The 23680-nt window shown below is 40.4% G+C and carries 23 protein-coding genes and 3 riboswitches; of the genes, 14 read left to right on the top strand and 9 right to left on the bottom strand.

Translation table 11 applies throughout. The annotated features are described in order from the left end of the window. Positions 1–69: 69 nt before the first annotated feature. Together AN619_RS05530 and arsM are read left to right on the top strand one after the other, a co-directional pair. Positions 70–513 (top strand): MarR family winged helix-turn-helix transcriptional regulator, encoded by a 444-nt coding sequence (locus tag AN619_RS05530; protein WP_068555576.1) that lies wholly within the window; start codon positions 70–72, stop codon positions 511–513. A gap of 17 nt (positions 514–530) precedes the next feature. After that, positions 531–1352 carry an arsenite methyltransferase gene (gene arsM, locus AN619_RS05525; protein WP_068555574.1) on the top strand — a complete coding sequence of 274 codons (822 nt, stop codon included), beginning with the start codon at positions 531–533 and terminating at the stop codon, positions 1350–1352. Positions 1353–1445: 93 nt separating this feature from the next. Here arsM and mgtE read toward each other — a convergent pair whose 3' ends face one another. The 4 genes from mgtE to AN619_RS05500 all read right to left on the bottom strand — a co-directional run bounded on the left by mgtE (position 1446) and on the right by AN619_RS05500 (position 6488). Then, positions 1446–2780 carry a magnesium transporter gene (gene mgtE / locus AN619_RS05520; protein ID WP_068555572.1) on the bottom strand — a complete coding sequence of 445 codons (1335 nt, stop codon included), beginning with the start codon at positions 2778–2780 and terminating at the stop codon, positions 1446–1448. 172 nt (positions 2781–2952) lie between these two features. Next, a riboswitch (M-box (ykoK) riboswitch) is annotated at positions 2953–3115 on the bottom strand. A 150-nt stretch (positions 3116–3265) separates the two neighbouring features. After that, complete coding sequence (locus AN619_RS05515) at positions 3266–4495, bottom strand: L-lactate MFS transporter (RefSeq protein WP_068555570.1); 1230 nt, start codon at positions 4493–4495, stop codon at positions 3266–3268. Between the two features lie 208 nt (positions 4496–4703). Continuing rightward, complete coding sequence (locus tag AN619_RS05510; protein WP_068555568.1) at positions 4704–5066, bottom strand: DUF2294 domain-containing protein; 363 nt, start codon at positions 5064–5066, stop codon at positions 4704–4706. A 240-nt stretch (positions 5067–5306) separates the two neighbouring features. Next, positions 5307–6488, bottom strand: coding sequence for a cation:proton antiporter domain-containing protein (locus tag AN619_RS05500; RefSeq protein WP_068555565.1), 1182 nt, complete (start codon positions 6486–6488; stop codon positions 5307–5309). A gap of 156 nt (positions 6489–6644) precedes the next feature. Then, a riboswitch (Fluoride riboswitch) is annotated at positions 6645–6712 on the bottom strand. A gap of 300 nt (positions 6713–7012) precedes the next feature. Here AN619_RS05500 and AN619_RS05495 point away from each other — a divergent pair. The 3 genes from AN619_RS05495 to arsB all read left to right on the top strand — a co-directional run bounded on the left by AN619_RS05495 (position 7013) and on the right by arsB (position 8820). Then, entirely contained in the window at positions 7013–7246 is a 234-nt protein-coding gene (locus tag AN619_RS05495; RefSeq protein ID WP_068555562.1) for a thioredoxin family protein, read from the top strand. A gap of 14 nt (positions 7247–7260) precedes the next feature. Beyond that, positions 7261–7632 carry an ArsR/SmtB family transcription factor gene (locus AN619_RS05490; protein WP_068555560.1) on the top strand — a complete coding sequence of 124 codons (372 nt, stop codon included), beginning with the start codon at positions 7261–7263 and terminating at the stop codon, positions 7630–7632. A 132-nt stretch (positions 7633–7764) separates the two neighbouring features. After that, positions 7765–8820 carry an ACR3 family arsenite efflux transporter gene (arsB, locus tag AN619_RS05485; RefSeq protein ID WP_068555558.1) on the top strand — a complete coding sequence of 352 codons (1056 nt, stop codon included), beginning with the start codon at positions 7765–7767 and terminating at the stop codon, positions 8818–8820. 149 nt (positions 8821–8969) lie between these two features. Here the strand turns inward: arsB and AN619_RS05480 are convergent, their stop codons facing one another. After that, positions 8970–9290 (bottom strand): ArsR/SmtB family transcription factor, encoded by a 321-nt coding sequence (locus tag AN619_RS05480; protein WP_068555556.1) that lies wholly within the window; start codon positions 9288–9290, stop codon positions 8970–8972. Between the two features lie 262 nt (positions 9291–9552). Beyond that, on the bottom strand, positions 9553–10185 hold the full coding sequence (locus AN619_RS05475) for a DedA family protein (RefSeq protein ID WP_068555554.1): 633 nt from the start codon (positions 10183–10185) through the stop codon (positions 9553–9555). Between the two features lie 562 nt (positions 10186–10747). Between AN619_RS05475 and AN619_RS05470 the strand changes: the two genes are divergently transcribed. The 7 genes from AN619_RS05470 (at position 10748) to AN619_RS05440 (ending at position 18668) form a co-directional block, all read left to right on the top strand. After that, a complete protein-coding gene (locus tag AN619_RS05470; protein ID WP_068555552.1) occupies positions 10748–11818 on the top strand; it encodes a YibE/F family protein in 1071 nt (356 codons plus the stop codon). 317 nt (positions 11819–12135) lie between these two features. Next, entirely contained in the window at positions 12136–12633 is a 498-nt protein-coding gene (locus tag AN619_RS05465) for an NADH-quinone oxidoreductase subunit NuoE family protein (protein ID WP_068555550.1), read from the top strand. Next, on the top strand, positions 12626–13891 hold the full coding sequence (locus AN619_RS05460) for a complex I 51 kDa subunit family protein (protein ID WP_068555548.1): 1266 nt from the start codon (positions 12626–12628) through the stop codon (positions 13889–13891). The genes AN619_RS05465 and AN619_RS05460 overlap by 8 nt, the downstream gene beginning before the upstream one ends. Positions 13892–13948: 57 nt before the next feature. Beyond that, complete coding sequence (locus AN619_RS05455; protein WP_068555546.1) at positions 13949–15721, top strand: NADH-dependent [FeFe] hydrogenase, group A6; 1773 nt, start codon at positions 13949–13951, stop codon at positions 15719–15721. Between the two features lie 113 nt (positions 15722–15834). Next, positions 15835–16269: a Fur family transcriptional regulator gene (locus AN619_RS05450; protein WP_068555545.1), complete on the top strand. Its 435-nt coding sequence runs from the start codon at positions 15835–15837 to the stop codon at positions 16267–16269. A 298-nt stretch (positions 16270–16567) separates the two neighbouring features. After that, the gene (locus tag AN619_RS05445; RefSeq protein WP_068555542.1) at positions 16568–17470 is read left to right on the top strand and encodes a DUF2156 domain-containing protein; all 903 of its coding nucleotides are present in this window, start codon (positions 16568–16570) and stop codon (positions 17468–17470) included. 10 nt (positions 17471–17480) lie between these two features. Continuing rightward, on the top strand, positions 17481–18668 hold the full coding sequence (locus tag AN619_RS05440; RefSeq protein ID WP_068555540.1) for a GNAT family N-acetyltransferase: 1188 nt from the start codon (positions 17481–17483) through the stop codon (positions 18666–18668). Here the strand turns inward: AN619_RS05440 and AN619_RS05435 are convergent. From AN619_RS05435 to AN619_RS05425, 3 genes are all read right to left on the bottom strand, one after another. After that, a complete protein-coding gene (locus tag AN619_RS05435) occupies positions 18652–19488 on the bottom strand; it encodes a metal ABC transporter permease (RefSeq protein ID WP_068555539.1) in 837 nt (278 codons plus the stop codon). The genes AN619_RS05440 and AN619_RS05435 overlap by 17 nt on opposite strands. An 84-nt stretch (positions 19489–19572) precedes the next feature. Beyond that, complete coding sequence (locus AN619_RS05430; RefSeq protein ID WP_068555537.1) at positions 19573–20328, bottom strand: metal ABC transporter ATP-binding protein; 756 nt, start codon at positions 20326–20328, stop codon at positions 19573–19575. A 64-nt stretch (positions 20329–20392) separates the two neighbouring features. Beyond that, entirely contained in the window at positions 20393–21352 is a 960-nt protein-coding gene (locus AN619_RS05425) for a metal ABC transporter substrate-binding protein (protein ID WP_083524990.1), read from the bottom strand. Positions 21353–21641: 289 nt separating this feature from the next. Continuing rightward, positions 21642–21759: riboswitch (FMN riboswitch) on the top strand. A gap of 112 nt (positions 21760–21871) precedes the next feature. Between AN619_RS05425 and ribD the strand changes: the two genes are divergently transcribed. Together ribD and AN619_RS05415 are read left to right on the top strand one after the other, a co-directional pair. Beyond that, the gene (ribD, locus tag AN619_RS05420) at positions 21872–22966 is read left to right on the top strand and encodes a bifunctional diaminohydroxyphosphoribosylaminopyrimidine deaminase/5-amino-6-(5-phosphoribosylamino)uracil reductase RibD (RefSeq protein WP_068555535.1); all 1095 of its coding nucleotides are present in this window, start codon (positions 21872–21874) and stop codon (positions 22964–22966) included. A 28-nt stretch (positions 22967–22994) separates the two neighbouring features. Further along, positions 22995–23648: a riboflavin synthase gene (locus AN619_RS05415; RefSeq protein ID WP_068555533.1), complete on the top strand. Its 654-nt coding sequence runs from the start codon at positions 22995–22997 to the stop codon at positions 23646–23648. Positions 23649–23680: the final 32 nt, after the last annotated feature.

The following is a 23680-nucleotide window of genomic DNA, read 5'->3' as shown; positions in this document are numbered from 1 at the left end:
GATATACAATTTAAAGATGATTGCAATATACAACTAATTCATGTTACAATTATATTGAGGTGATCAGTCATGAATTATAACAATCATGCACAGCAACTGAGAGAGCTTGTAAAAGTATTGATAAGGAGTCTTGGCATTCTGGAAAAGGATGAAGCCTCCTGCTGTGGTATAACCCTAGGGCAATGTCACGCCCTAGTGGAGGTAGGAAAAGCAAAAACCATATCCTTGAATGAGCTGGCAGAATTATTGAATTTGGACAGCAGTACCATGAGCAGAACTGTCAACAACCTTGTCAATGCAAACCTGTTGGAACGAAAGATGGATGAATCTGATCGTCGGTATATTCAGATTCAACTGACGGAAGAGGGGAAAAAAATTTTTCAGACCATTGAAGAAAGCATGGAGGCATATTTTCATGGGGTTCTTCAAGCCATAGATGAAAGCAAAAGAGATCAGGTCATGGAAAGCCTTCGATTGCTGATTGATGCCATCAAAAAAAATAAATGTTGTTAAAAGAAAGGAGATTTTTTATGTCATCAGATGTTAAGGAAAAAGTAAGAAGTTACTATGGGACCATTGCCAAACAGGTAAAAGAAGAAGAGAAAGGTTCTTGCTGCTGCAGTTCCTCCTGTTGTGGTGATGAAATCAGCACTCTCTCCATTTATGATGCAAAAAACCTAAAAGATTTGCCCAAAGAAGCCATAGCCGCATCCCTAGGCTGTGCCGATCCTGTTTTATTTGCTGATTTGAAAGAGGGTGAGATTGTTTTAGATCTTGGAAGCGGTGGCGGCATTGATGTCCTCGTAGCTTCCAAATATGTAGGCCCCACAGGGAAAGTGTATGGCCTGGATATGACCGATGAAATGCTGGAACTAGCAAATAAGAATAAAGAACAGATGGGTGTCACCAATGTGGAATTCATCAAAGGTTATATCGAAGACATTCCCTTAGCTGATGGCAGTTTAGACGTCATCTTGTCAAATTGTGTGATTAACTTGTCCGAAAACAAGGAAAAGGCCTTATCGGAAGCCTACAGAGTTTTAAAGGCGGGAGGCAGGCTCGCCATAGCAGATATTGTAACCCTCAAAGAAGTTCCTGCTGAAATCAGGAAGAACGCAGAATTGTGGGTTGGTTGTATTGCCGGCACCTTAGAAGTTGAAACTTATCGAAATATTTTACAGAAAGTTGGATTTAAAAATATTACCATCGAACCGGTCCATGTTTATACAACAAAGGTCATAGAAGATATTGCAAGGCAAAAAAATCGAAGCTTGGAGGATATTTGCAGCCCTACGGATCTGGAATTGCTTGACGGCGCCTTTGCCGGTGCATATATCAAAGCATTGAAGTAAGTCATGAAAAAACTCCTGTCTGTTTCCATGAAAGCAGACAGGAGTCTTCTTTTCCTTTTACTCAAGCATAAGGACTCCAAGACAGCAGAAAGTCTATATTCCTAAAATCCAAGAAGCAAATGAAAAATAGACAACAAGAGCCACTGCATCCACAATGGTCGTAATCAAAGGACTTGCCATAATGGCAGGGTCTAGTTTGCATTTTCTTGCAACGATGGGCAGAACTCCCCCCACTACCTTTGCCAGCACAACCGTCAGGAACAGTGTTCCTGTTACAGTAATAGATATTTTCAAATCGATTTTCTCTATATAATAGATTCTGACAAAATTAATGCCTGCCAAAGCAATGCCTACCACAGTACTCACTATCAATTCTTTTACTATTACCCTAAAAAAATCTTTCGTTTTGATTTCTCCCAAGGCCAAACCTCTGATGATCAAAGTAGAGGACTGGGCGCCGGCATTTCCGCCGGTATCCATCAGCATGGGTATAAAAGCCGCCAAAACCACTACCGATTGCAGAACATCTTCGAATTTTTGTATGATTCTTCCTGTAAAAGTGGCTGAAATCATTAGAATCAGCAGCCAGGTAATCCTATTTTTTGCTAGGGTAAGAAAATTGGCATCCAGATATTCAATCTCGGAAGGTTCCATCCCGGCCATTTTTTGAAAGTCTTCTGTATTTTCTTGTTCAATGACATCCACAATATCATCAATGGTAATGATCCCTGTAAGTCTTTCTTCTTTATCTAATACAGGTATGGCAATAAGGTCATATTTTTTAAATAGATGGGCAACCACTTCCTGGTCATCATGGGTATGGACATAGACCACGTTCTTATTCATAATTTCCTCAATATTCTTTTCATCAGGGGTTATGACCAGCTTACGTAGAGATACAATTCCTTCCAGTTTCCTGTTGGCATCGGTCACATAACAGGTATAAATGGTTTCCTTTTCAATGCCCGTTTCTTTGATATGATCGATGGCTTGCCTTACGGTCATATCCTTCCGTAAATCCACATACTCAATGGTCATGAGACTTCCGGCGGAATTCTCCGGATAGTTTAAAAACTGGTTGATCAAGACCCTCTCTTCTTCCTTTGTATTTTTGAGAATTTTCTTTACGATATTGGCAGGCATTTCTTCGATGAAGTCAATCATATCGTCAAAGAACAATTCATCCATGATGTGTTTAATTTCTTTATCCGTAATAGAATCAATAATATTTCTTTGCTGCTCATTGGATAAATAAGAAAATACTTCCACAGCCATATCTTTCGGCAGCATTCTGAATAAAATCACAGCTTCATTGGTATCCAATTCTTCCAGAATATCTGCTACATTGACCGAATTTAATTGTAGTATTTCACTTCTTACTTCTTTAAATCTTTTTTCATTCATAAATGCAATGATTCTTTCTTTCATTTTGACCCCTCCTCTTCAGAAGAGCCAGTACTTCCAGTGGTGAGTATGGCTCTTGCAATATTGTTTACCATATTTGCTTCTACTATCCGGTAAAGGACTCGAATCCATCATCACCACCACCTTTCCCATAAAGAATAAGAATAAAAAATCTCTACTCAACAGTAGAGAAAATAATATTTCTTCCTTGTTGAGCTTTAGCACTGCAAAGCTTTGACCTTTGGTCAGCTACATTAGAAATAACCTTCGCGATTATTCCTGTTGACCCATTGGAATCTCTCGATTTTTCTGGGCAGCAGCATATATCTTTGCAGGAGCCTCACCTAACAAAATCTTTGCTTTTGAAAGCAATCTTACTTGAAAAGTTCTTGGCTATATAAGTATTATACTATAATACCCATGTCTTTGAAATATGTTGTTTAAAAAATATTTTCTACGGGGATGCCATGAACCATATCCAGCGGCAAAGGAAAATCCAATACATTTCTTTATGCGTTCCCATAGGTTCTTAACATAATCATTGCGGTAGTTATTCCCAATAGGGCAAGAAAAATCATGAGGTAAAATACAAAAATATAGCTCCCCAGCAGATCCCGCAATATTCCCGAGGTCAAAACCCCCAATATTGCTCCCGCCCCATAGGCAGTAAAGACAAAACCATAATTTTTGCTGTAGTATTTGGAACCAAAAAATATGGCAGTGGCAGTAGGTGCGATAGCCAGCCACCCCCCTAGGGTTAGCCAAAGCAAAGAAAAAGAAACTGCATACAGCAGGAATGTTCCTTCCCTTGCCCACAGCATGAAACCTGATGCAAAAATAATAATGGTATAGGATATCACAGCAGCTTTCAAGGGATAGAACCTATCAGTAATCCAACCGAACAAGGGCCGTCCCAATCCATTGAATACAGCAAATACGGATACCATCAAGGCTGTAGTTTTCCCATCCAATTTTATAATTTCCGTTCCCACAGCACCCGTGATTCCTACAACCATCAGCCCAATGAATGTACCTATGGTATAGCAGGCCCACAGGCCATAGAAATTTGAAGTTTTGAGCATGTTTTTTGTATTCAAATCCAACGAAGATATACGGTTTTTGCTTTGATTCCTATCTGCAATCCCCAACGCTTCCGTAGGAAATCGAAAAGGCAATGCCAGCAAGAAAATAATCATCAAAAATGCTATCCCTAAAATTTGAAAGGTTTGCAGCAACCCGTGACTGTCGATCAACGACTTGGCCAGTGGCGCCGTTACAAAAGGAGACATGCCAAAACCCAGTAAAATGAGGCCCACCGCCAGTCCCTTTCTATCAGGAAACCATTTCGAAATTACTGCAATGGGGACGCCATAGGCAATGCCCACACCGCCCCCGGCAATGACACCATAGGTAATTGTCATGATATAAATATTCCAGGCATATCCTGACAGGATCCATCCGATACTAACGGCCAAACCTCCTGCAATGATCATCATCCTAGGCCCATACTTTTCTATAAATCCTCCCGCAATTGGCATCAAAGTTGCGTAGGATGCTAAAAACACCATGTAGGGCAGTCCGCTTTGGGTTGCTCCTATATGAAATAACCTTTCCAATGGTGTCCTGAAAACACTCCACGAATATACAGTTCCCAAACAAATAAAAATAATAATTCCTAAGGGAATGAACAGCCATCTTCCCTTTTCTGGCGGCATCCCAAAAATTTTGGATTCTCTCATATTCTACCTCCCTCACTACAATCATTACATCATCTTTTTGAACCTTGCAGCTTTTTTTCTTATTTTCTTATTCATCCTAATTCTTATTTGCAGTTTTTGAAAATTTATTCATCCAATCAAAAAAGCCAATATTCTTAAACTATCAAGTAAAGAATATTGGCTTATCTTGCGACTGGTTTTTGTCAACCCTTCGCTCAATCTTCCAAAATTATCTATTCAATTTTTCTTCCAAATTCTCCGCAACAGTTACTATGATTACCTTTTCCCCTGTTCGGGTGCTCACATCGGAATGGATGCTGATAATGCTTACATCTACCACTTCCTGGATTATTTTTTCAAAATATTCCCTTGCATTTTCAAATAACATAGTCCTTACTTTTTTCAGTAATTCTACACCCTCCCTATTGATAGCAAGTTTTTGTTCCGACTGGCTAAGAAATCCCTTTAGCCTTATAATGATGAGATCCTGTATAATAAAAGTTTTGATCTGCTTTGGCCCTCTACCCATAAATTCTATTTCAAATTTACTTACAGCTTCGCTGATTTTGGCTTCAATTTGCCCTTTTGTCATTTGCAATACTCCTAACACTTTTTCTTATATTCTTGAAAGAATAACATACTTATTTATGATATTAACATTTTTTCTTAAAAAAATCAATGATTCAAAAGGAGTTTCATGAATAATCATTCTTTGTATTTTGTTTTTATGCGTTTCTATTCTTGACAATGTTCTTGCCGCTTGTTCATATGATGCATTCAGCGGAGCCATGGTAAGGCATCTATTTTTTTGTTTTTGCATTTCCATTTGTTTTCAATCAGTGCTAAGCCATTTTTCTCCCGCTATTTTTACTCCTATGGCACCCAAAGGCGCTGTAACGATGATGGACAGCACGGCGATTGCCAATATCATTTCCCCTGATTTTACACCGGCTGCTAAAGGAACGGCGCCAATCGCCGCCTGAACCGTCGCTTTTGGCACGTAGGCAATCACACAAAATAATTTTTCTTTCCATGTTAAATTTGTTCTCCCAACAGAAACGAAGACCCCGAGGCTTCTTCCAACTAACCCGATCAAAATAATTAACAAACCCATCAGTCCTGACTGTAAAGCAACATGGACGTTTACCTGGGCCCCCACCAATACAAACAGTAACAGCTCGGCAAATACCCAGATTTTGTTGAATTTTTCAGATAGTCTGTTGGCAACATTGGGGTATTTTTCAAGAAGCACAAACCCGACCGTCATTACACCCAACAAACTGGCGAAAGGTACAATATCTTTTGCCGCATCCTCCAAAGTTGTAAGAATGATAGCTGTCCCAATCAAAATCAGTGCTTTTTTGGTATCCCGTATATGAAATTTTTTAAATAGCATGACCATCATGACGCCAAGAATGCTTCCCAATAGGATTCCTAATAAAATAGATACGGGAATTTCAAAAATTTTCACCGCCAGATTCAGATTTTCCCCTCCATATAATCCTAAAAATGTTGAAAACAGTGTAATGGCAAATACATCATCAATGGAAGCTCCTGCCAAAATTAACGTAGGAATACCCTTTCGCTGACCTACTTTTCGATGAATTAAATCAAGCATCTGAGGAACAATAACTGCCGGTGAAACTGCCGCAATGATAAAACCCAGCATTCCTGCTTCGATTTTTGATATTCCTAAAAAAGCACTGGCCACAAACATAATGGTGAGTCCTTCAAATAACCCTGGTATGCAACTCATTTTTAGAGCTGGTATACCAATTTTGTTTAGGGTTTCTCTTTTTATTCCTAATCCTGCCCTAAGCAAAATGACAATCAGGGCAATTTTCCTAAGATCAGAAGATATCCTTAAAATATCACTGCTAATATAATTCATGCCATAAGGACCCATAAGAATGCCTAAAATCAACATTCCTAAAAGCCCAGGGAGCTTTATTTTCTCAAAAATTTTATGAAACAATAGACCTAAAATAATAATCAAGCCTAAACTAAAAGCCATCGCTACCATCCTTTCTGCAGCCCATATGTCATTATACCTTTATTTATATTTCCTCCATAGGACATCCTTTTATCCCAATGTGATTCATCCCCCCTTCTTACACATGCTTCCACATCCGTTTTGCAAAATAAAAAGACTCCTACTATAACAGAATAAGTTATAGCAGGAGCCATCAATTGCCTTCCTTGCAATAGTTAAAGGTGAGCTCCATCACCTAGGATAAATTATATACTATCGTAAGCCTAAAATCAAGGTTTTAAAATTGAAGTTTGTTTTCCATAGACCTTCCCTTAAAGAAAAATTTTATTTTCGTGCATGGCAGAAATGATCTAGATCCTTTTCTTCCCTTGCATTTTAAAAACAGTTGCATAAAGTATAATATGCATATATAATTATATTATAATATACTGATTCAAAAAAACAGATGTTTCCTAAATTCATAGGGATTTTTGCCCCCATTGCAGGTGCAGCCATTATTTTTGTAGGATGTTTGTTTAATATTATTTTATAAAGGAGGTTTTCCCATGAACATCAAAGTTTTAGGTCCAGGATGCAAAAACTGCACTACCCTTTTCAGCTATGTGGAGGAAGTCTTAAAAGAATTAGGACTCCAGGCAAAGATTGAAAAAGTAACGGATTTTAAAGAAATTGCAGCCTATGGAGTTATGAAGACACCCGGGCTGGTTGTAGATGGCGTAGTGAAAGTTTTCGGAAGGGTTCCTTCCAAGGAAGAAATAAAAGAAATTTTACAAAGATGAAGTGAGGATTGCTTATGGACTATGCGTCTGTTTTGAAAGCATTGGGCGAATCCACTCGGATAAAAATTATTCGTCTGCTAGCCTATAGGCCTATGTATGTATGTGAATTGGAATTTGTTTTGGAAATGAGCCAACCTCGAATTTCCCAACACTTAAAAATATTGAAACATGCTGGCCTTGTAAACGATGAAAAGGCTGGACAAAAAAGCATCTACAGCCTTAATAAAAATTTTCTTCAAAAATTCTTATCCAGCTTCGTAAATTTTTTGGAGCAACCCCTTGCAGAAATATCCGGTTTTCAAAAAGAATATGACCGTATCTGCAATTTGGAAGGTAATCCCGATATCACCAAATGTAAAGGAAACTGCGGCAGCTTTTCCAAATAGCACGCAGTTTCTGTATGCCTTTTCAATTTCTTGTTGACATTTCTTGTTGACAAGAATATATGATGTTTTTTATTCTATATATAGATATATATCAATATATTTATGATATATGAAAATGTGAGGTGACATGGCATGAGCGAAAATGTACAAAACAAATCAGGTGGGTTAGACTTTTTTGGCAGATATTTGACCCTATGGGTTGCCATCTGCATTATTGTAGGTGTTGCCATTGGTCAGTGGTTTCCTGCCTTTCCCAAGACCCTGAGCAAATTTGAATATGCCCAGGTATCGATTCCTGTGGCAATTCTGATTTGGCTTATGATTTATCCGATGATGTTAAAAATTGATTTTTCCAGCATTGTAGAAGCTACAAAAAAACCAAAGGGACTGACGGTCACATGTGTCACGAACTGGCTGATTAAACCTTTTACCATGTACCTGTTTGCCTGGTTTTTCCTAAAAGTTGTGTTTCAAAAATTTATTCCCGACGCTCTGGCTACAGATTATCTAGCAGGGGCAGTACTCCTCGGTGCAGCCCCATGTACAGCCATGGTTTTTGTGTGGAGTTACCTAACCAATGGAGATCCTGCTTATACCTTGGTACAAGTTGCAGTAAATGACTTAATCCTGTTGATTGCCTTCACACCGATTGTTGCATTTTTATTGGGGGTAAGCAATGTAACAGTACCTTACGATACATTGTTGCTGTCTGTCATACTATTCGTGGTCATTCCTTTAGCCGGCGGTTATTTGTCAAGAAAATACATCATCCAGCACAAAGGCTTGGATTATTTTGAAAATGTCTTTTTAGAAAAATTTCATAACATTACAATTATCGGGCTGCTTTTAACCTTAATCATCATCTTCTCTTTTCAAGGTGAAGTTATTATCAATAATCCCGTTCACATCCTATTGATAGCAATTCCTTTAACCATACAAACATTTTTTATATTTATTTTAGCCTATAGTTGGTCAAAGGCATGGAAACTTCCCCACAATATTGCTTCACCAGCAGCAATGATCGGTGCCAGCAATTTCTTTGAACTGGCCGTAGCCGTGGCCATCGCCTTATTCGGATTGCAATCGGGCGCTGCGTTGGCCACCGTGGTAGGTGTATTGGTGGAAGTGCCTTTGATGCTTACCCTTGTGAAGATTGCCAATAATACAAAACATTGGTTTGAAAAATAGCTGAACCATAAAAATGAAAATATCCTATTGGGCAAAAGAATGTGCCAATAGGATATTTTCATTTCTGCTGTTTCATGTATTTTCTATTGCAAAATAATAAATAAAGACACCCCTGAAAATTTCAAAACATCCCGGTGCCTTTCATGGCTCTATCTTCTGAAACCGTCACAGTCGCAGGAAGATATGGGACAAGGACAGTCCTCCGATGGATTGGTAATTTCCTTGATAAACCCATAAAGTCCTTCCACTTTTTTTTGGTTGATTCGGTAAAATATCCATTTTCCCCGCTTTTCCCATTGAATCAGTCCTGTCTGCTGCAGCACCTTCATATGATGTGAAATGGTAGGCTGCGTTAAATCAAGATTCTGCTGTATGTCGCAAGCACACAGCTCCCTACAGGAAAGCATCTTGAGAATCTTTATCCTGTTCTCATCAGACAGTGCTTTGAATATCTCTATTTGTTCTTTCACCCTTATCACCTTATCCGTAGATAGATCATTATATTTATATTTATTATGATCTGTCTATAGACTGATGTCAATGGGGATTGAAATTATTATAACAAACCCATAGGGTAAGAGGACACAAAATCTAAAATTTAAGCTAAATAAAACGAAAGGCATATAACTTAAAACCGTCAATTGCATGCCTTGACATTAGGGGGCCAAATACAATTGCCTGCACCCTCCCTAGGTTGTTTTCCCGTCCAATTTATTCGTCACTTTATGCCTTTCATTGTTTTTTCCTTATTTTGAAAATATACTTAAATCCAAAGATAACAAAAAAAGGTATTCCTATTATAACAATAAGCAGGGGTCCCATGCCATCGACCATTCGTTGTATATCATCCAGGTTGTCTCCCAACTGATAGCCCAAGTAATTCATCAACATAATCCAGGGCAAGATACCTAGAAAGGTATACAATGCAAATTTCAAGGGTTTCATGTTGTGCATTCCTGCAATATAGGAAAAATAGTTTCCTAAGAAAGTAGGGCGGGACAAACATACTGCAACTTCTCCATATTTATGGAATAAACGCTGCACCGTACTGAATTGTTTCTGATGGGTATCCATAAATTTCTTAAACCTTTTTTGTGCCATATCATTCACTTGTTTCCCAATATAGTAAGGAATAAAAGCAGCCAAAGTATAAGAACTGCCGCCTAAGATCGCCAGGGCTGCAGGATTTAAGTGAAAGTTCCTGATAAGAAAACCGACAAAAATGAGCATAAACGTTCCCGGAAAAGGCAAAGATGTTCCCTCTATAAACATACTGACGGATAAAGCAATATAGCTGTATATGCTCGCCTGTTGGGCAAAGTCAATAAGCTTTGTAACAAAGGAGCTTATGATGCCAGCACTCATGGTCAACCTCCTCTCTAAAACCCACGTTAGCAACATTATAACAAAATTCATGATTGTTTAACATAGATTTATCCCTTCTGCATGTAGAAGTTTCAATAGTACCTTTCCTTTCCATCATTGTCTTTAAAACTGCTTTTCCACTTCCTCGGGCTTCTCTATATCTACTATATACATATTATTTCCCAAGGAATCTGATACAAATTTCTTTACATTTCCCTTTGTTTTCATATCTCCTATGGATAGAAAGTAAGCACCACTTCCTTGGTACGGCTGAACTTTGTCCAAAGCTTTACAGTGCTAAATCTCAACATGAAAAAAGAATTTTATTCTTTTTGGTATTGGCGAAAAGGCTTTTTTTCATGTTATCTCTCAGAAGGCAGGATACCCGGGAAATTTAGGCTTCGTCGCTCATAGCTACTGGCTGATAGCCGATAGCCCTCAAGAGTGGGTCCTTGGCAGTGGCCAACAACCGTCCACTGGTAACTGACAGGTGATCACTTCGCCTTTTTTCTGTACTCATGTTATAATAAAAACAAAACCATGAATCTTATGGAGGTAACAGATGAAAAGAACTATCTTATTCCTTATGCTTCTGATTTTTCTCTTTTCAACCTATTCATATGCGGAGGTTATCCAAAGCTATACGGAAACGGCCCTTGTATTGGAAGCTGAGAATGACAACAGAGAATCTCAACATGTACAAGTAAAAATTACCAGTGGAAAATTCAAAGGACAAATTGTAGAAACATTCAACCATCTGTCCGGCAACTATGTATACGACCTACCCGTCAAAAAAGGCGATAAAGTTGTGGTGGTTATTGAGGAACAGGAAGACGGCTCTATAGAAGTCTATATTTCCGACTACATGCGTCAAAATTATGCGCTCTACTTGGCTGCCCTTTTTGTTTTGCTTATTCTTATGATAGGAAAGAAAAGGGGGCTCAAGGCAGTAGTTACCTTGACCATTACCCTCCTTATCATATTGAAAATTCTCTTGCCCTTATTGCTCAAGGGGTACCACCCCGTACCCATTACCATTACCGCATCTGTTTTCATTACAGTCATTACCCTGTTTATTGTCGCCGGCATCAACAGCAAAAGTATATCTGCCATTTTAGGCACAACAGGTGGTGTGCTTACTGCCGGGCTTCTGGCTTATCTGATCGGCAGCAAGGTAAGGCTGACAGGTATGAGCAGCGAAGAAGCCGTTATGCTCATGTATATTCCCCAAGCTATTTCTTTCGATTTCAAAGGACTTCTGTTTTCAGGCATTATTCTTGGCGCCCTAGGTGCTGTAATGGATATCGGCATGTCTATTGCTTCTTCCATCGAAGAAATTCATCGGGTAAATCCCAACTTAACCAGGAAGCAATTATTTACATCAGGGATGAATGTGGGACAGGATGTGATGGGTACCATGACCAATACCTTGATCCTAGCCTATACAGGAAGTTCTATCCCCTTACTGCTTTTGTTCATGGCTTATGAAACCTCATTTATAAAGATTCTCAATTTAGACATCATCGCTACGGAAGTCATTCGCTCCTTGGCCGGCAGCATTGGCTTGGTAGTAGCAATTCCCCTTACAGCGATAGTTTCCAGCTTATTGATCAAAAAGGAAAAGAACATATAAAAAGCTCTTTTTGTCAAGATAATAACAAAAAATGCTCCCTAGCGGCCTTTGGCTGCTTGTTTTTTTATGTTCTTATTTTCTAAAATATGTGATTTTTGAAATATTTTTTGTAATTTTCTGCCGAATCCCATGATATCAATTCTGATTCTTCTGCCTTTTTTCATTGATAGGCCAAAAAATACGTGCAAGTTCATAAATGAAATTTCATTTTGGAATATTGTTAACTTTCAGATTATTTTGACATGCATAATGAAACCTTATATGATATAAATAGATATAATCACCATAATATTATTTTATAGAAAGGAGATACCGCCATGATGGAGACTACATTGGATAAGGATCTGTTTGACAAAATCGACGGGATTATCCATGCCTATGAACATGATCGGCATAACCTTGTTCAAATCCTTCTTCAGGCACAAGACCTCATCCCTAGGCATTATATTCCCATGGAAGTGGCCACCTATATTGGTGAGCAGTTAGGCGTTCCCCTCAGTAAGGTCTATGATGTGATTTCTTTCTATTCTGCCCTGTCGGATCGTCCAAAAGCCCAACATGTCATCCAATTATGCAAAAGTACCACATGTAGAGTGAATAAATATCAAACGGTACGGGATGTGTTGGAGCGTGAACTGGACATTAAAATGGGCGAAATTACTTCGGATGGAAAGTTTGCCTTAGAGTACAGCGCCTGCTTCGGTGCCTGCGACATCTCACCGGCTTTTCGCATTGATACAGAAGTATTTGGAAATCTGAATGAAGAAAAAATACGTCAAATCCTTGATAGGTATAGGGGTGAATGCAATGAATAAAACGGTCAGCCTCATATCAAAGAATTTCAAAAACCTTGATCCCAAATCTTTGCAGGAATATCTCCATGCAGGAGGATATCTGGGACTTGAAAAAGCCCTTGCCTCTACTCCTGCCCAGGTGATTCAGGAAGTAAAAAAATCCGGTTTACAAGGTAGAGGTGGTGCCGCTTATCCTACCGGCAGAAAGTGGGAACAGGCTGCCGCCGTGGAAGGTCCTCGGAAGATCGTGATCTGCAATGCCGATGAAGGAGAGCCCGGCACTTTCAAGGACAGGTATTTGCTGCAATACGATCCTTTCAAAATCATAGAAGGTATGACCATTGCAGCCTATGCCGTAGGGGCCACCGAAGGCTATATCTATATTAGAGAAGAATACAAAAAGCTGCAGGATCAGATGAAAATTGTTATTGCTTCTGCCTTAGAAGGAGGCTTTTTAGGCGACAACATTCTAGGCACAGGCCTCTGCTTCCATATAAAGGTTGTCTCCGGGGCCGGGGCCTATGTTTGCGGTGAAAACTCCACTCTCATCGAGTCCATCGAAGGAAAAAGCGGCAGACCAAGAATCAAACCCCCGTATATCAAAGAAAAAGGGTTGTTCGGCCTTCCTACCCTGGTAAACAATGTGGAAACTTTTAGTGTGATACCTGTAATTTTTGAAATAGGGGCTGAGGAATACAGCAAATATGGTACGGAATTTAGCAAGGGTACAAAATTGATCAGTTTGTGCGGAAACATTCAGTATCCGGGAACCTATGAAATTCCCTTTGGCCTTACACTACGGGAAATTATCTACGATATCGGCGGTGGAATTCGAGATGGGAAAAAATTAAAGTTCTTGCAGTTGGGAGGTGCTTCCGGTGCTATCCTTCCGGCCAGCAAAATCGATATTCCATACACCTATGAAGACTTTGAAGGAAATGGCTTGACCATAGGCTCCGGTGCCATTCTGATAGCCGATGAAACGAATAAGGTCGTAGATTACATGAAATCGGTACAGGATTTCTTCCTCCACGAAAGCTGTGGAAAATGTACTCCATGCCGGGAAGGAAACCGTCAATTGTCCAAAATTATTAATCGATTTGTCAGCGGCACTGCCAGCATTGAAGATTTTCAAACGGTGGAGCGGTTTGCCAGGGTGATGAAGTATTGTTCCTTCTGCGGCCTAGGCCAGACAGCCCCCTCTGCCCTATTGTCGGCAATTCAGCATTTCCCCGATGAATTTTACCAGCAAATCCATAAGGTGCGAAAAATTATGTAATTCCAACATTAAATTTCATCAATAAAGAGAAACACGGATTCCGAGAGGAGGTTTATGATGAAGTATTATCAAATCACCATCGATCACAAGCAGATTACCGTACCTGAAGGAACGACTATTTTAGAAGCTGCAAAGCTTGTAAATATCAAGATTCCTACTTTATGCTACCATCCTGACCAGAGCATAAAGGCCAACTGCAGAATTTGCCTCGTTGAAATCAGCGGAAAGGATGATCTGGTGGCTGCCTGTTCCACTCCCGTATGGGAAGGCGCCAATATCCTTACTAATTCCCGATTGGTTCGGGATATGCAGAAAGGGGTCTTAGAGCTTATCTTAGCCAACCATCCCCAAGACTGTCTACGCTGTATCCGGAACGGAAATTGTGAGCTTCAGAATCTCTGTGAAATCTTTCATATAGCCAAAAGCAATCTGGAAGATGAGGTAGATGCACTGCCCGTGGACGACTCTAGTCCGTCCCTTGCCAGAGATCACCGCAAGTGCATCAAATGTAACCGTTGTATTGAAATGTGCCAGGATGTACAAGGTGTAAGTATCCTGAGTCACGCCCATCGCTCCATCAAATACAACATTACTCCTGCCTTTGAACGAAATCTGATGGATACCCTCTGTGTTTTCTGCGGACAATGTTCTTCTGTCTGTCCCGTGGGTGCCATCTATGAAAAGGATGATACGGATAAGGTATGGGAAGCCATTGACGATCCAAAAAAACATGTCATTGTTCAAATTGCCCCTGCAGTTCGCGTAAGTATCGGCGATGCCTTCGGCATGGCTCCGGGCACGAAGGTAACAGGCAAGGTTGTGGCTGCCTTACGGCGAATTGGTTTCGACAAGGTGTTTGATACAGATTTCACCGCAGATTTGACAATTATGGAAGAAGGCAGCGAGTTGCTTCACCGCATGAAAGATCATGGCATATTGCCCATGATTACTTCCTGCAGTCCCGGCTGGATCAACTATATCGAAGGCCATTATCCTCATCTTTTGCGCCATCTTTCCAGCTGTAAATCGCCACAACAGATGTTTGGCGCCCTGTCCAAGACATATTACGCTGAAAAAATAGGCTTGGATCCTGCCAATATCTTTACCGTATCCATTATGCCTTGCACCGCAAAGAAATATGAGGCATCCAGGGAAGAAATGATCTCCAATGGCTATCGAGAAGTAGATGCCGTCCTTACTACCCGGGAACTGGCTCGGATGATTAAAACTTCCAGCATCGACTTTATAGGCATTGAAGAAGAAGAGTTTGATCTCCCCTTTGGCATTTCCACAGGTGCCGGCGTTATCTTTGGTGCAACAGGGGGGGTAATGGAAGCAGCCTTACGAAGCGTCTATGAGCTTGCCACTGGTACGGCTTTGAATAATATTGAATTTACAGATGTGAGGGGCTTGGAAGGTATCAAGGAAGCCACCGTCGTCATCAACGACCAACCTATCAAGGTAGCCGTTGCCCATGGACTTAGCAATGCCAGAAAAATATTGGATTATATTGACAACGGCCAATGCGATTACACTTTTATCGAAATCATGTGTTGTCCGGGCGGATGTATCGGTGGAGGCGGTCAACCCATTGGCTCCACTTTGGCCGTAAAGGAACAGAGAATCCAAGGAATTTATGCCATCGATCAAGATATGCCCATTAGAAAAGCCCATAAAAACCCTGCTGTGCTAAAACTTTATGAAGAATATCTGGGTACTCCCCTTGGTCATTTGTCCCATAAGCTTTTGCATACGACTTACCGGGCAAGAAGTGAGGATCTGCATTTGTTGAGCCTATGGCAAAAAGAAACTGCATCATCGAAAGAATGATATCCGGGAGACAGGCTTTTGATAAAACCTGTCTCCTTTCCATTTCTTTTTCGTTGAATCTATGGCCATACTATTATACAATAATATTAATTGATTGCCCGGGAGTGAAGATCGTGATTGACAGAAATCAGATAGAGCAAAAACTGAAAAACCATGGATACAAATTGACCCATCAGCGCAAAGCCATTATTGATGTTTTGGTGGAACATAAGGGACATTTTTTATCTGCAGAGGAAATCTATCTGAAATCAAAAGAAAAATGTTCTCAAACCAACTTCTCTACTATTTATCGCAATTTAGAGATTTTTGTGAATACCAACATTATTCATAAAACTCAGATTAAAGAAGGTGTCTACAGCTATGAATTGGTTTGTTCTGACGAACATCACCACCACCTCATTTGTAAAGGCTGCGGCAAGACAGAGGCTATTGATTTTTGTCCCATAGAAGCTTTAAAGAAAACATTTCAGCCCAAAAATTTTACCTTGACAGACCACAAGTTTGAATTATACGGCTATTGTCACCAATGTCACCGGGATCAAAGGTAACAAGGATTTAAGATGTATAAAAAGATTTCGTCAGGATGATAGGAATTACTGCAGAAAATTGGATGAATGTTATAACTTTAAAAGCAGCCAGATCGGTATGACAGGTTGCCCCCATGGATGAATGTTTATTTCAGCCATGGGGGCTTTTCATTGGTTGCAATGTAAAAGATTTTTTTATGAGGTTTTCTAATTTCTATTTTCATGATAGACTAATGGAGGAAATCTATTTCTTAGATATTCTAAATTTTTTCAAATCAAAATTTATAAGTTTTTTATTACATCAAATAAGGAGCGTTCTATGTTATCTCATGATTTGTCCATAAAAGATAAAGAATTTTTTGATGCTTATCTAAAATGCAACCTTTACGGGATTTCTGACTTAAACTTTACAAACTTATTTATGTGGAGGCATCTCTATCAATTAAAATATGAAATCCTCCATGGCCTGCTTTGGATTTCAGGAATGTATTACGATAAACCATTTTTATTTCCACCTCTTTTTAAAGAATCCCATGCCCTAACAGCCCTGCCTCGTTGCTTAGATTTGTTCAAGAAAAAATTTGATGCCTTGGGACACCGTCTGATGATCAAATTTGTTCCTTCTTCCATGAAGGAATTCTTTGAAAAGGCAGCACCAAACCAATTGATATTTGTACGGGACCGAAACAATGATGACTATATCTATCTGGCAAGGGATTTAATTGAGCTCAAAGGCAGAAAATTTCATGGAAAAAAGAATCATTTTAATTATTTCCAAAAAAATATACCCTATCAATATAAGTCCTTGACCTATGATCTTATCGAAGATTGCCTGATTCTGACCGGGAAGCTTAAAGAAGGAAATTACACCCCATTGGAAATGGATTTACTTCAGAACGAGGAAAAGGCCATCCAGGAAGCACTGTATCATATGGATCAATTGGATTATAGCGGGGGTGTAATTCTGATCGAAGGCAGGGTAGAAGCCTTTACCTTCGGTGAAAAATTAACGGAAGACACCATGGTGATTCATATTGAAAAGGCCAATGCCAACATTCGGGGGTTATACCAGGCTATCAACCAGCAATTTTGCTATCACCAGTGCCAAGATGTACTATATGTGAATCGGGAAGAAGATATGGGTTTTGATTACTTAAGAAAAGCCAAAGAATCCTACAATCCGATAAAAATGATAGAAAAGTACGATATATTCTTACGTTAGGGGGGAAGCCATGTTGATAAAATTATTGGAAAAAGAACATATGCCTGCTGTCAAAAACTTATGGGGGTATGCCTTTGAAAATCAGGAACCATTTTACAGCTGGTATTTCCATGAAGTTCTTGAACCCCATAATGTTTTGGGTCTTTTTGCAGGAAATCAGTTGGCTGCTTGCCTGCAGCTCAATCCCTACCGGCTGTTTTTAAACGGAAATTCCTTTGGGGCATCTTATGTTGTAGGCGTCATTACAGATCCTGCCCATCGGGGCAAGGGTTTTACCAAAAAATTAATGCTGCACGCCATAGAAGAGATGAATTATCGCAAGCATGCCGTTTCCATCCTCATGCCCTTTGATACCATCTTTTACAGTGCCTATGGCTGGGAACTGTGCTATACACAAATACGATATAGGGTTCCCATGGAAATGCTCCGGAATTTTAGCGATAAAGTAGGAAGTTTTCAGCCCATTGACGGAGAACTGGATACGGAAGCTTTGGCCTTCATCTATCAAAAGTTTTCCCAACAATATCATGGATATGTGGAACGAAACAAAAAGAATTGGAGAGTACTCCTAAAAGATCTAGTCCATGACGGGGGCTATGCTTATCTCCTGCTTGATGAAAAAGAACAGCCTGCAGGATACATTCTATATTTTTTAAAGGGCAGGAAGTTATTGATCAAAGAAATGGCCTATATTCATTATCAAGCAAAAAAAGCTCTCTTTGCTTTTCTTTACAACCATCAGTCCCAGGCTTCTTCTGTGGAATGGTGTGCCCCCATGGGAGACCAAAGTTTTCTTTTTCTGCGGGATACCATCAAACCGGCACATACCAATGTTGTCAGGATTCTACCCTTCATGTGCGGACGGGTGATTAATGTAAAAAATGCTTTGTTAGGCTGTCGTTATAAGGAGAATATCCACTGCTCCTATCGGGTGCAGATTTCTGACTCCCATGCTCCATGGAACAATAAAATATTTTCTGTCGTCATTGAAAAGGGAATTCCCATGGTGGAAGAAGTGAAGACAGGACATGTGGACCTTTCCTTGAGCATCAATGCCTTCTCCCGGTTGTTCTTTGGAACCATAAGCTTAGAACAAGCTGTCTTTATGGGGGAAGCAGCCATACAACAACCGTCAGTTATGGAGAATTTATCAAGGATTTTTGTACAAAAAAATAACTACATCAATGAATATTTTTAAGCCTATCTCCTTTCACCCATCGTGCTGCCTTTTTCCCTATAAGCACCACCAACAAAATGGCTACAGCCAATAGTACGATCGTTCCTCCCGATGCCAGCTCAAAATAATAGGAAATAAAAATTCCTAGGATCACAGCCCCTTGGGCAAAAATAACGGATAGGATAGTAGCATGTTTAAAGCTTTTTGCCACCTGCAGACTGGTTGCCACAGGTATTACCATGAGGGAGGATACCAACAGAATCCCTACAATGCGCATCGATAAGGTAATGGTGGTAGCAATCATCAGAATAAAGAAATGATTGATTCCTTTTACAGGAATTCCTGCCAGGCGAGCTCCTTCTTCATCAAAAGCAATATAGAACAATTCTTTATAAAGAAGTTTGATCGATAAAACGATAAGAATCCCCAGGCCTGTAATCAACCACAGGTCTTCTTTTCGTACAGTGGTAATGCTTCCAAAGAGATAGCCAAATAAGTCCACATTGAATCCCTTTGCAAGACTAATAAGCACCACTGCCGTGCCAATACCGGCGGATAAAATAATAGCAATAGCCAATTCTGCATATTGTTGATAACTCTTCCTTAATTGTTCTATGGCCAGCGCAGCTCCCACAGAAAAAATCAACGCCGTTCCTAAAGGATATATCCCCCCAAAAATTCCTGCTGCTACCCCTGCCAGCGCCACATGGGATAGGCTGTCTCCAATGAGAGACATTCTTCTAAGTACAAGAAATATTCCAATGAGAGGGCACAAAATCCCTACAATCATTCCGGCCAGTAAAGCCCTCTGCATAAATCCATATTGCAAAATCTCCAACATATCTCATTACTCCCTTGGCATATAAGTATTCAATGGGAAATTCCCTGCCCACTGCTACAATGTCTATTTTTTTATATCCTACATTCAGTGCTGGTGATGATGTAGCATGAGTTTCATTTTCTCTCCATAAAACTGCGCCATAACTTCACTAAAGGGTATATTGCAGCAGCTTTGGTGGGTAATCAGTCGCTTGTCCCCCATGCAAGCTACCCGAGTGACTTTTTCAGTAATTACCCCAATGTCATGGGATACCATAAGAATGGTAATCTGCATCTCTTTATGCAACTTCTCCAATAATCTGTAGAATTCTTCTTGAGATTTTAAGTCAATGCCCACAGTAGGCTCATCAAGGAAAATAATTTGGGGAGAACTCACCAGCGCCCTGGCAATAAATACTTTTTGCTGTTGCCCCCCCGACAAATTCCCGATCAGTCTGTTGCAATAGTCCTCCATGCCTACAAATTCAAGGGCTTTGTGGATTTTATCACGATGGATCCTCTTTATCCCTCTGCACAAGCCAATGGAAGTATATAAGTTTCCGCCTACCACCTCTTCCACCGTGGCAGGAAAACCTACATTAAAAGACGTTGCTTTTTGAGCCACATATCCTATTTTCCCCCAATCTCTAAATTTTTCAATATCTTGACCAAAAATTTGAATTGTTCCCCGTTGAGGTTTTAAGATGCCAAGCATTAATTTCAAAAGTGTACTCTTGGCAGAACCGTTGGGCCCTACAATGCCTAAATAATCTCCTTGAAACACATCCAGATGTATATTTTCTAAAACAAGGTTTTGATCATATCCAAAGGACACGTCCTTTAATGAAATTACTTTTTCCATAATCCACTCCCCTCATGTTCCCGTGTTTTCATGAGCTTCTTTCTCCACAGCACCGATCGCCCTTTTACTGCATCAATGCCTGCTTTAGGGTTTTAAGATTTTCTTCCATAACGGAAATATAATCTTTTCCTGCTTTCATCTCTTCCTGTGTCAAACCCTCGATGGGATTTAAAACAGCTGTTTTGGCTCCTACTTCTTGAGCCAATACTTCGGCCAGTCTAGGGCTGGTGAGGGTTTCAAAGAAAATATATTTTAAATTGCGCTCCTTTGCAAACTTTGTGATTTCAGCCAGCTTGGCAGCACTCGGTTCCTCTTGGGGCGACAGTCCCGTAATGGCCACCTGTTCTAAACCATACCTATGGGCTAAGTAGCCAAAAGCTCCATGGGCCACTACCATTTCTTTTTTCTTTACATCCCTTAATTCTTCTTGAAATTTTTGATCTAATGCCTTTAACTTATCGGCAAATTCTTTGAAATTTCTTTCATAGAAATCCCGGTTGGCTTCATCGGCTTTTACAAAGGCATTTTTAATATTTTCTGCTTGTTTCAAAGCATTCATAGGATTTAACCAAACATGGGGATCATAGTCTCCATGACTGCCTTCTTCTTCGTCTCCATGTTCCTCTTCTTCATGTTCTTCCGCCTCCAACAGTGCAACTCCTTGGGAAGCTTCTATGACAATCCATTGATCATTTTGGACCGATGCAATAAGTTTTTCTGCCCAGGGTTCCATCCCCAATCCGTTGTAAATAAACACATCGGCCTTTTCCATATTTCCCATCAGCTTGGCTGTGGGTTCCCAATCATGGACTTCTACCCCCGGGGGAATCATCAACTTCAGATCAATCTTGTCCTTTCCAATATTCTTGGCAAAATCATACATAGGATAGAAACTGGCATATACTACAATTCTATCCTTTAGGGCTTCTTCCTCCGGCCTCTGGGTGGGTTTGCTGCAACCGGCCATAAAAACGATGAAAAACACCACAAGTAAACTCAGGCCTTGAAATTTTTTATTTCTCATTCTCCAAACTCCTCTCCTTTTCATGCTTTGAAATTCCAAGGGCAGGACTTTTCCCTGCCCCCGGCATGGGTGGAATCTAAATGCCAATCCTTAGCATCTACTAGGAATATAACACATCTAAGCTTTAATTGCAACTAATTCCTATTTTCATCATTCAGCTTTGTTGTGCATTTCCCTTTTCTCTTATAAATTATTGACGCAATCATCTTCCCTTAGTGCCTATCACTTATTTTCATAAAGATGTCCTTGACATATTCAAAAGAGCATGATAAGATGATGCCAAACCACATAGTACCTTCAGGGCAGGGTGCAATTCCCGACCGGCGGTAAAGTCCGCAAGCGGCTAAAGCTGCAGAACTGGTGCAATTCCAGTACCGACAGTATAGTCTGGATGGAAGAAGGTGAAGAATCTGATCTAAGGGATGTCCTTGATATCCTGGAAAAACATAGAATCCATCTGCCCTGAAAATAGTATTTTCAGGGTTTTGTTTTTATCTACAGGTGAATTGGGGTGATGCGATGGAAAAACAATATATGGAAAGAGCTTTGGAACTGGCCCTGCAAGGAGCTGGATACACCTCCCCCAATCCTTTGGTAGGAGCTGTTATCGTAAAAAACGGCCGCATCATTGGAGAAGGCTATCATGAAATGTATGGGGGACCTCATGCAGAAATCAATGCTTTCCTCCATGCTACGGAGGATGTAAAAGGAGCTACCATGTATGTAACCCTAGAGCCTTGCTCCCATTACGGCAAGACACCTCCCTGTGCCCGTGCCATCGTGGACAAGGGAATCAGCAAAGTTGTCGTTGCCATGATAGACCCAAATCCTCTGGTGGCAGGCAAAGGTATCGAAATCCTGAAATCCAACGGCATCGAAGTTGTCACAGGCCTATTGGAAGATAAGGCAAAGAAGCTGAATGAAATTTTTATCAAATATATTACTACAGGATTGCCTTTTTGCATCTTGAAAACAGCCATGACTTTAGATGGAAAAATTGCAGCCTATACAGGAGATTCCAAATGGATTACCAATGAATATTCCAGAGAATATGTACATGAACTGAGACATCGTGTTTCCGGTATTATGGTGGGCATCGGAACTGTTTTAGCTGATGACCCTAGCTTGACCACAAGACGAGGAGACCGGCAGGGCAAGGATCCTGTTCGAATTATCGTGGATAGCCGAGCCCGTATTCCCTTGGATGCCAAAGTTCTGCATGTTTCTTCAAAAGCCAGGACTATCCTTGCCACCACATCTCTGGCCGATGGGAATAAGCTTTCCACCCTTGAAAAGATGGGTGTGGAGGTCATCATGACCCCTTGTCAAGATAACCAGGTAGATCTTCCCTATCTCATGAAGGCTTTAGGGGAAAGGAAAATTGACAGTGTGCTGCTGGAGGGGGGCAGTACGTTAAATTATGCTGCCTTGGAAGCTGGCATTGTCGATAAGATAGTAGCTTTTATCGCACCGAAAATCCTTGGGGGGGATAGGGCCAAAACACCCGTAGGGGGAAAGGGAAAGGCTTCCGTAGCTGACTCCCTATTGCTCCGTGATATTGCTATCTGTCGTTTTCAAGACGACATCATGATCGAAGCCTATTTCGATGCATGACGATCTTCAGAAGGAGGTTATACCCTTTATGTTTACAGGTATTGTTGAAGAAATAGGAACTGTCCAGTCGGTGTTGAAAGGGGCCAAATCGGCAAAGATGGTAATCCGAGCGCAAAAAGTGCTGGAGGATGTGAAATTAGGCGATAGTATCAGTACCAATGGCGTCTGCCTGACAGTAACAGACTTCACTTCCCACAGCTTTGCCGTAGATATTATGGCAGAAACCATGGCCAGATCAAATCTGAAAAACCTAGTGCCGGGAAGCAAGGTCAACCTAGAGCGTGCCTTAAAATTAGGTGATCGCCTGGGAGGACATCTTGTCAGCGGTCATATTGACGGTGTCGGCATCATCAAAGATTTTAAGCAAGAGGATAATGCCGTATGGGTATCCGTCGGAGCCCCTCCGGAAATTCTAAAGTATGTGATTTATAAAGGTTCTATTGCCATTGATGGAATCAGCCTGACGGTAGCCTACGTAGATGACCATGTCCTGAAAGTATCTGTTATTCCCCATACGAAGGAGGTTACAACTCTCCTGTCCAAAAGCATCGGGGATGAAGTAAATCTTGAATGTGATATGATCGGGAAATATATAGAAAAATTTTTAACTTTTCAAGGGCCTGCTGGTTCCACGAACAGAATCAATTTGGATTTTTTAGCTCAACATGGGTTTTTGGAATAAATGACAGCTTTCAATATGAACACAATGAGGTG

The sequence above is a fragment of the Thermotalea metallivorans genome, assembly GCF_001562415.1.
Lineage (GTDB): Bacteria > Bacillota > Clostridia > Peptostreptococcales > Thermotaleaceae > Thermotalea > Thermotalea metallivorans.
Note: the sequence above shows the minus strand (reverse complement) of the source record. Positions and strands in the feature narration are given on the sequence as shown.

Bases quoted from the DNA above. Each gene is read 5' to 3' on its own strand.
- AN619_RS05530 (WP_068555576.1), top strand. From the start codon at position 70: ATGAATTATAACAATCATGCACAGCAACTGAGAGAGCTTGTAAAAGTA.
- arsM (WP_068555574.1), top strand. From the start codon at position 531: ATGTCATCAGATGTTAAGGAAAAAGTAAGAAGTTACTATGGGACCATT.
- mgtE (WP_068555572.1), bottom strand. From the start codon at position 2,780: ATGAAAGAAAGAATCATTGCATTTATGAATGAAAAAAGATTTAAAGAA.
- AN619_RS05515 (WP_068555570.1), bottom strand. From the start codon at position 4,495: ATGAGAGAATCCAAAATTTTTGGGATGCCGCCAGAAAAGGGAAGATGG.
- AN619_RS05510 (WP_068555568.1), bottom strand. From the start codon at position 5,066: ATGACAAAAGGGCAAATTGAAGCCAAAATCAGCGAAGCTGTAAGTAAA.
- AN619_RS05500 (WP_068555565.1), bottom strand. From the start codon at position 6,488: ATGGCTTTTAGTTTAGGCTTGATTATTATTTTAGGTCTATTGTTTCAT.
- AN619_RS05495 (WP_068555562.1), top strand. From the start codon at position 7,013: ATGAACATCAAAGTTTTAGGTCCAGGATGCAAAAACTGCACTACCCTT.
- AN619_RS05490 (WP_068555560.1), top strand. From the start codon at position 7,261: ATGGACTATGCGTCTGTTTTGAAAGCATTGGGCGAATCCACTCGGATA.
- arsB (WP_068555558.1), top strand. From the start codon at position 7,765: ATGAGCGAAAATGTACAAAACAAATCAGGTGGGTTAGACTTTTTTGGC.
- AN619_RS05475 (WP_068555554.1), bottom strand. From the start codon at position 10,185: ATGAGTGCTGGCATCATAAGCTCCTTTGTTACAAAGCTTATTGACTTT.
- AN619_RS05470 (WP_068555552.1), top strand. From the start codon at position 10,748: ATGAAAAGAACTATCTTATTCCTTATGCTTCTGATTTTTCTCTTTTCA.
- AN619_RS05465 (WP_068555550.1), top strand. From the start codon at position 12,136: ATGATGGAGACTACATTGGATAAGGATCTGTTTGACAAAATCGACGGG.
- AN619_RS05460 (WP_068555548.1), top strand. From the start codon at position 12,626: ATGAATAAAACGGTCAGCCTCATATCAAAGAATTTCAAAAACCTTGAT.
- AN619_RS05455 (WP_068555546.1), top strand. From the start codon at position 13,949: ATGAAGTATTATCAAATCACCATCGATCACAAGCAGATTACCGTACCT.
- AN619_RS05445 (WP_068555542.1), top strand. From the start codon at position 16,568: ATGTTATCTCATGATTTGTCCATAAAAGATAAAGAATTTTTTGATGCT.
- AN619_RS05440 (WP_068555540.1), top strand. From the start codon at position 17,481: ATGTTGATAAAATTATTGGAAAAAGAACATATGCCTGCTGTCAAAAAC.
- AN619_RS05435 (WP_068555539.1), bottom strand. From the start codon at position 19,488: ATGTTGGAGATTTTGCAATATGGATTTATGCAGAGGGCTTTACTGGCC.
- AN619_RS05430 (WP_068555537.1), bottom strand. From the start codon at position 20,328: ATGGAAAAAGTAATTTCATTAAAGGACGTGTCCTTTGGATATGATCAA.
- AN619_RS05425 (WP_083524990.1), bottom strand. From the start codon at position 21,352: ATGAGAAATAAAAAATTTCAAGGCCTGAGTTTACTTGTGGTGTTTTTC.
- ribD (WP_068555535.1), top strand. From the start codon at position 21,872: ATGGAAAAACAATATATGGAAAGAGCTTTGGAACTGGCCCTGCAAGGA.
- AN619_RS05415 (WP_068555533.1), top strand. From the start codon at position 22,995: ATGTTTACAGGTATTGTTGAAGAAATAGGAACTGTCCAGTCGGTGTTG.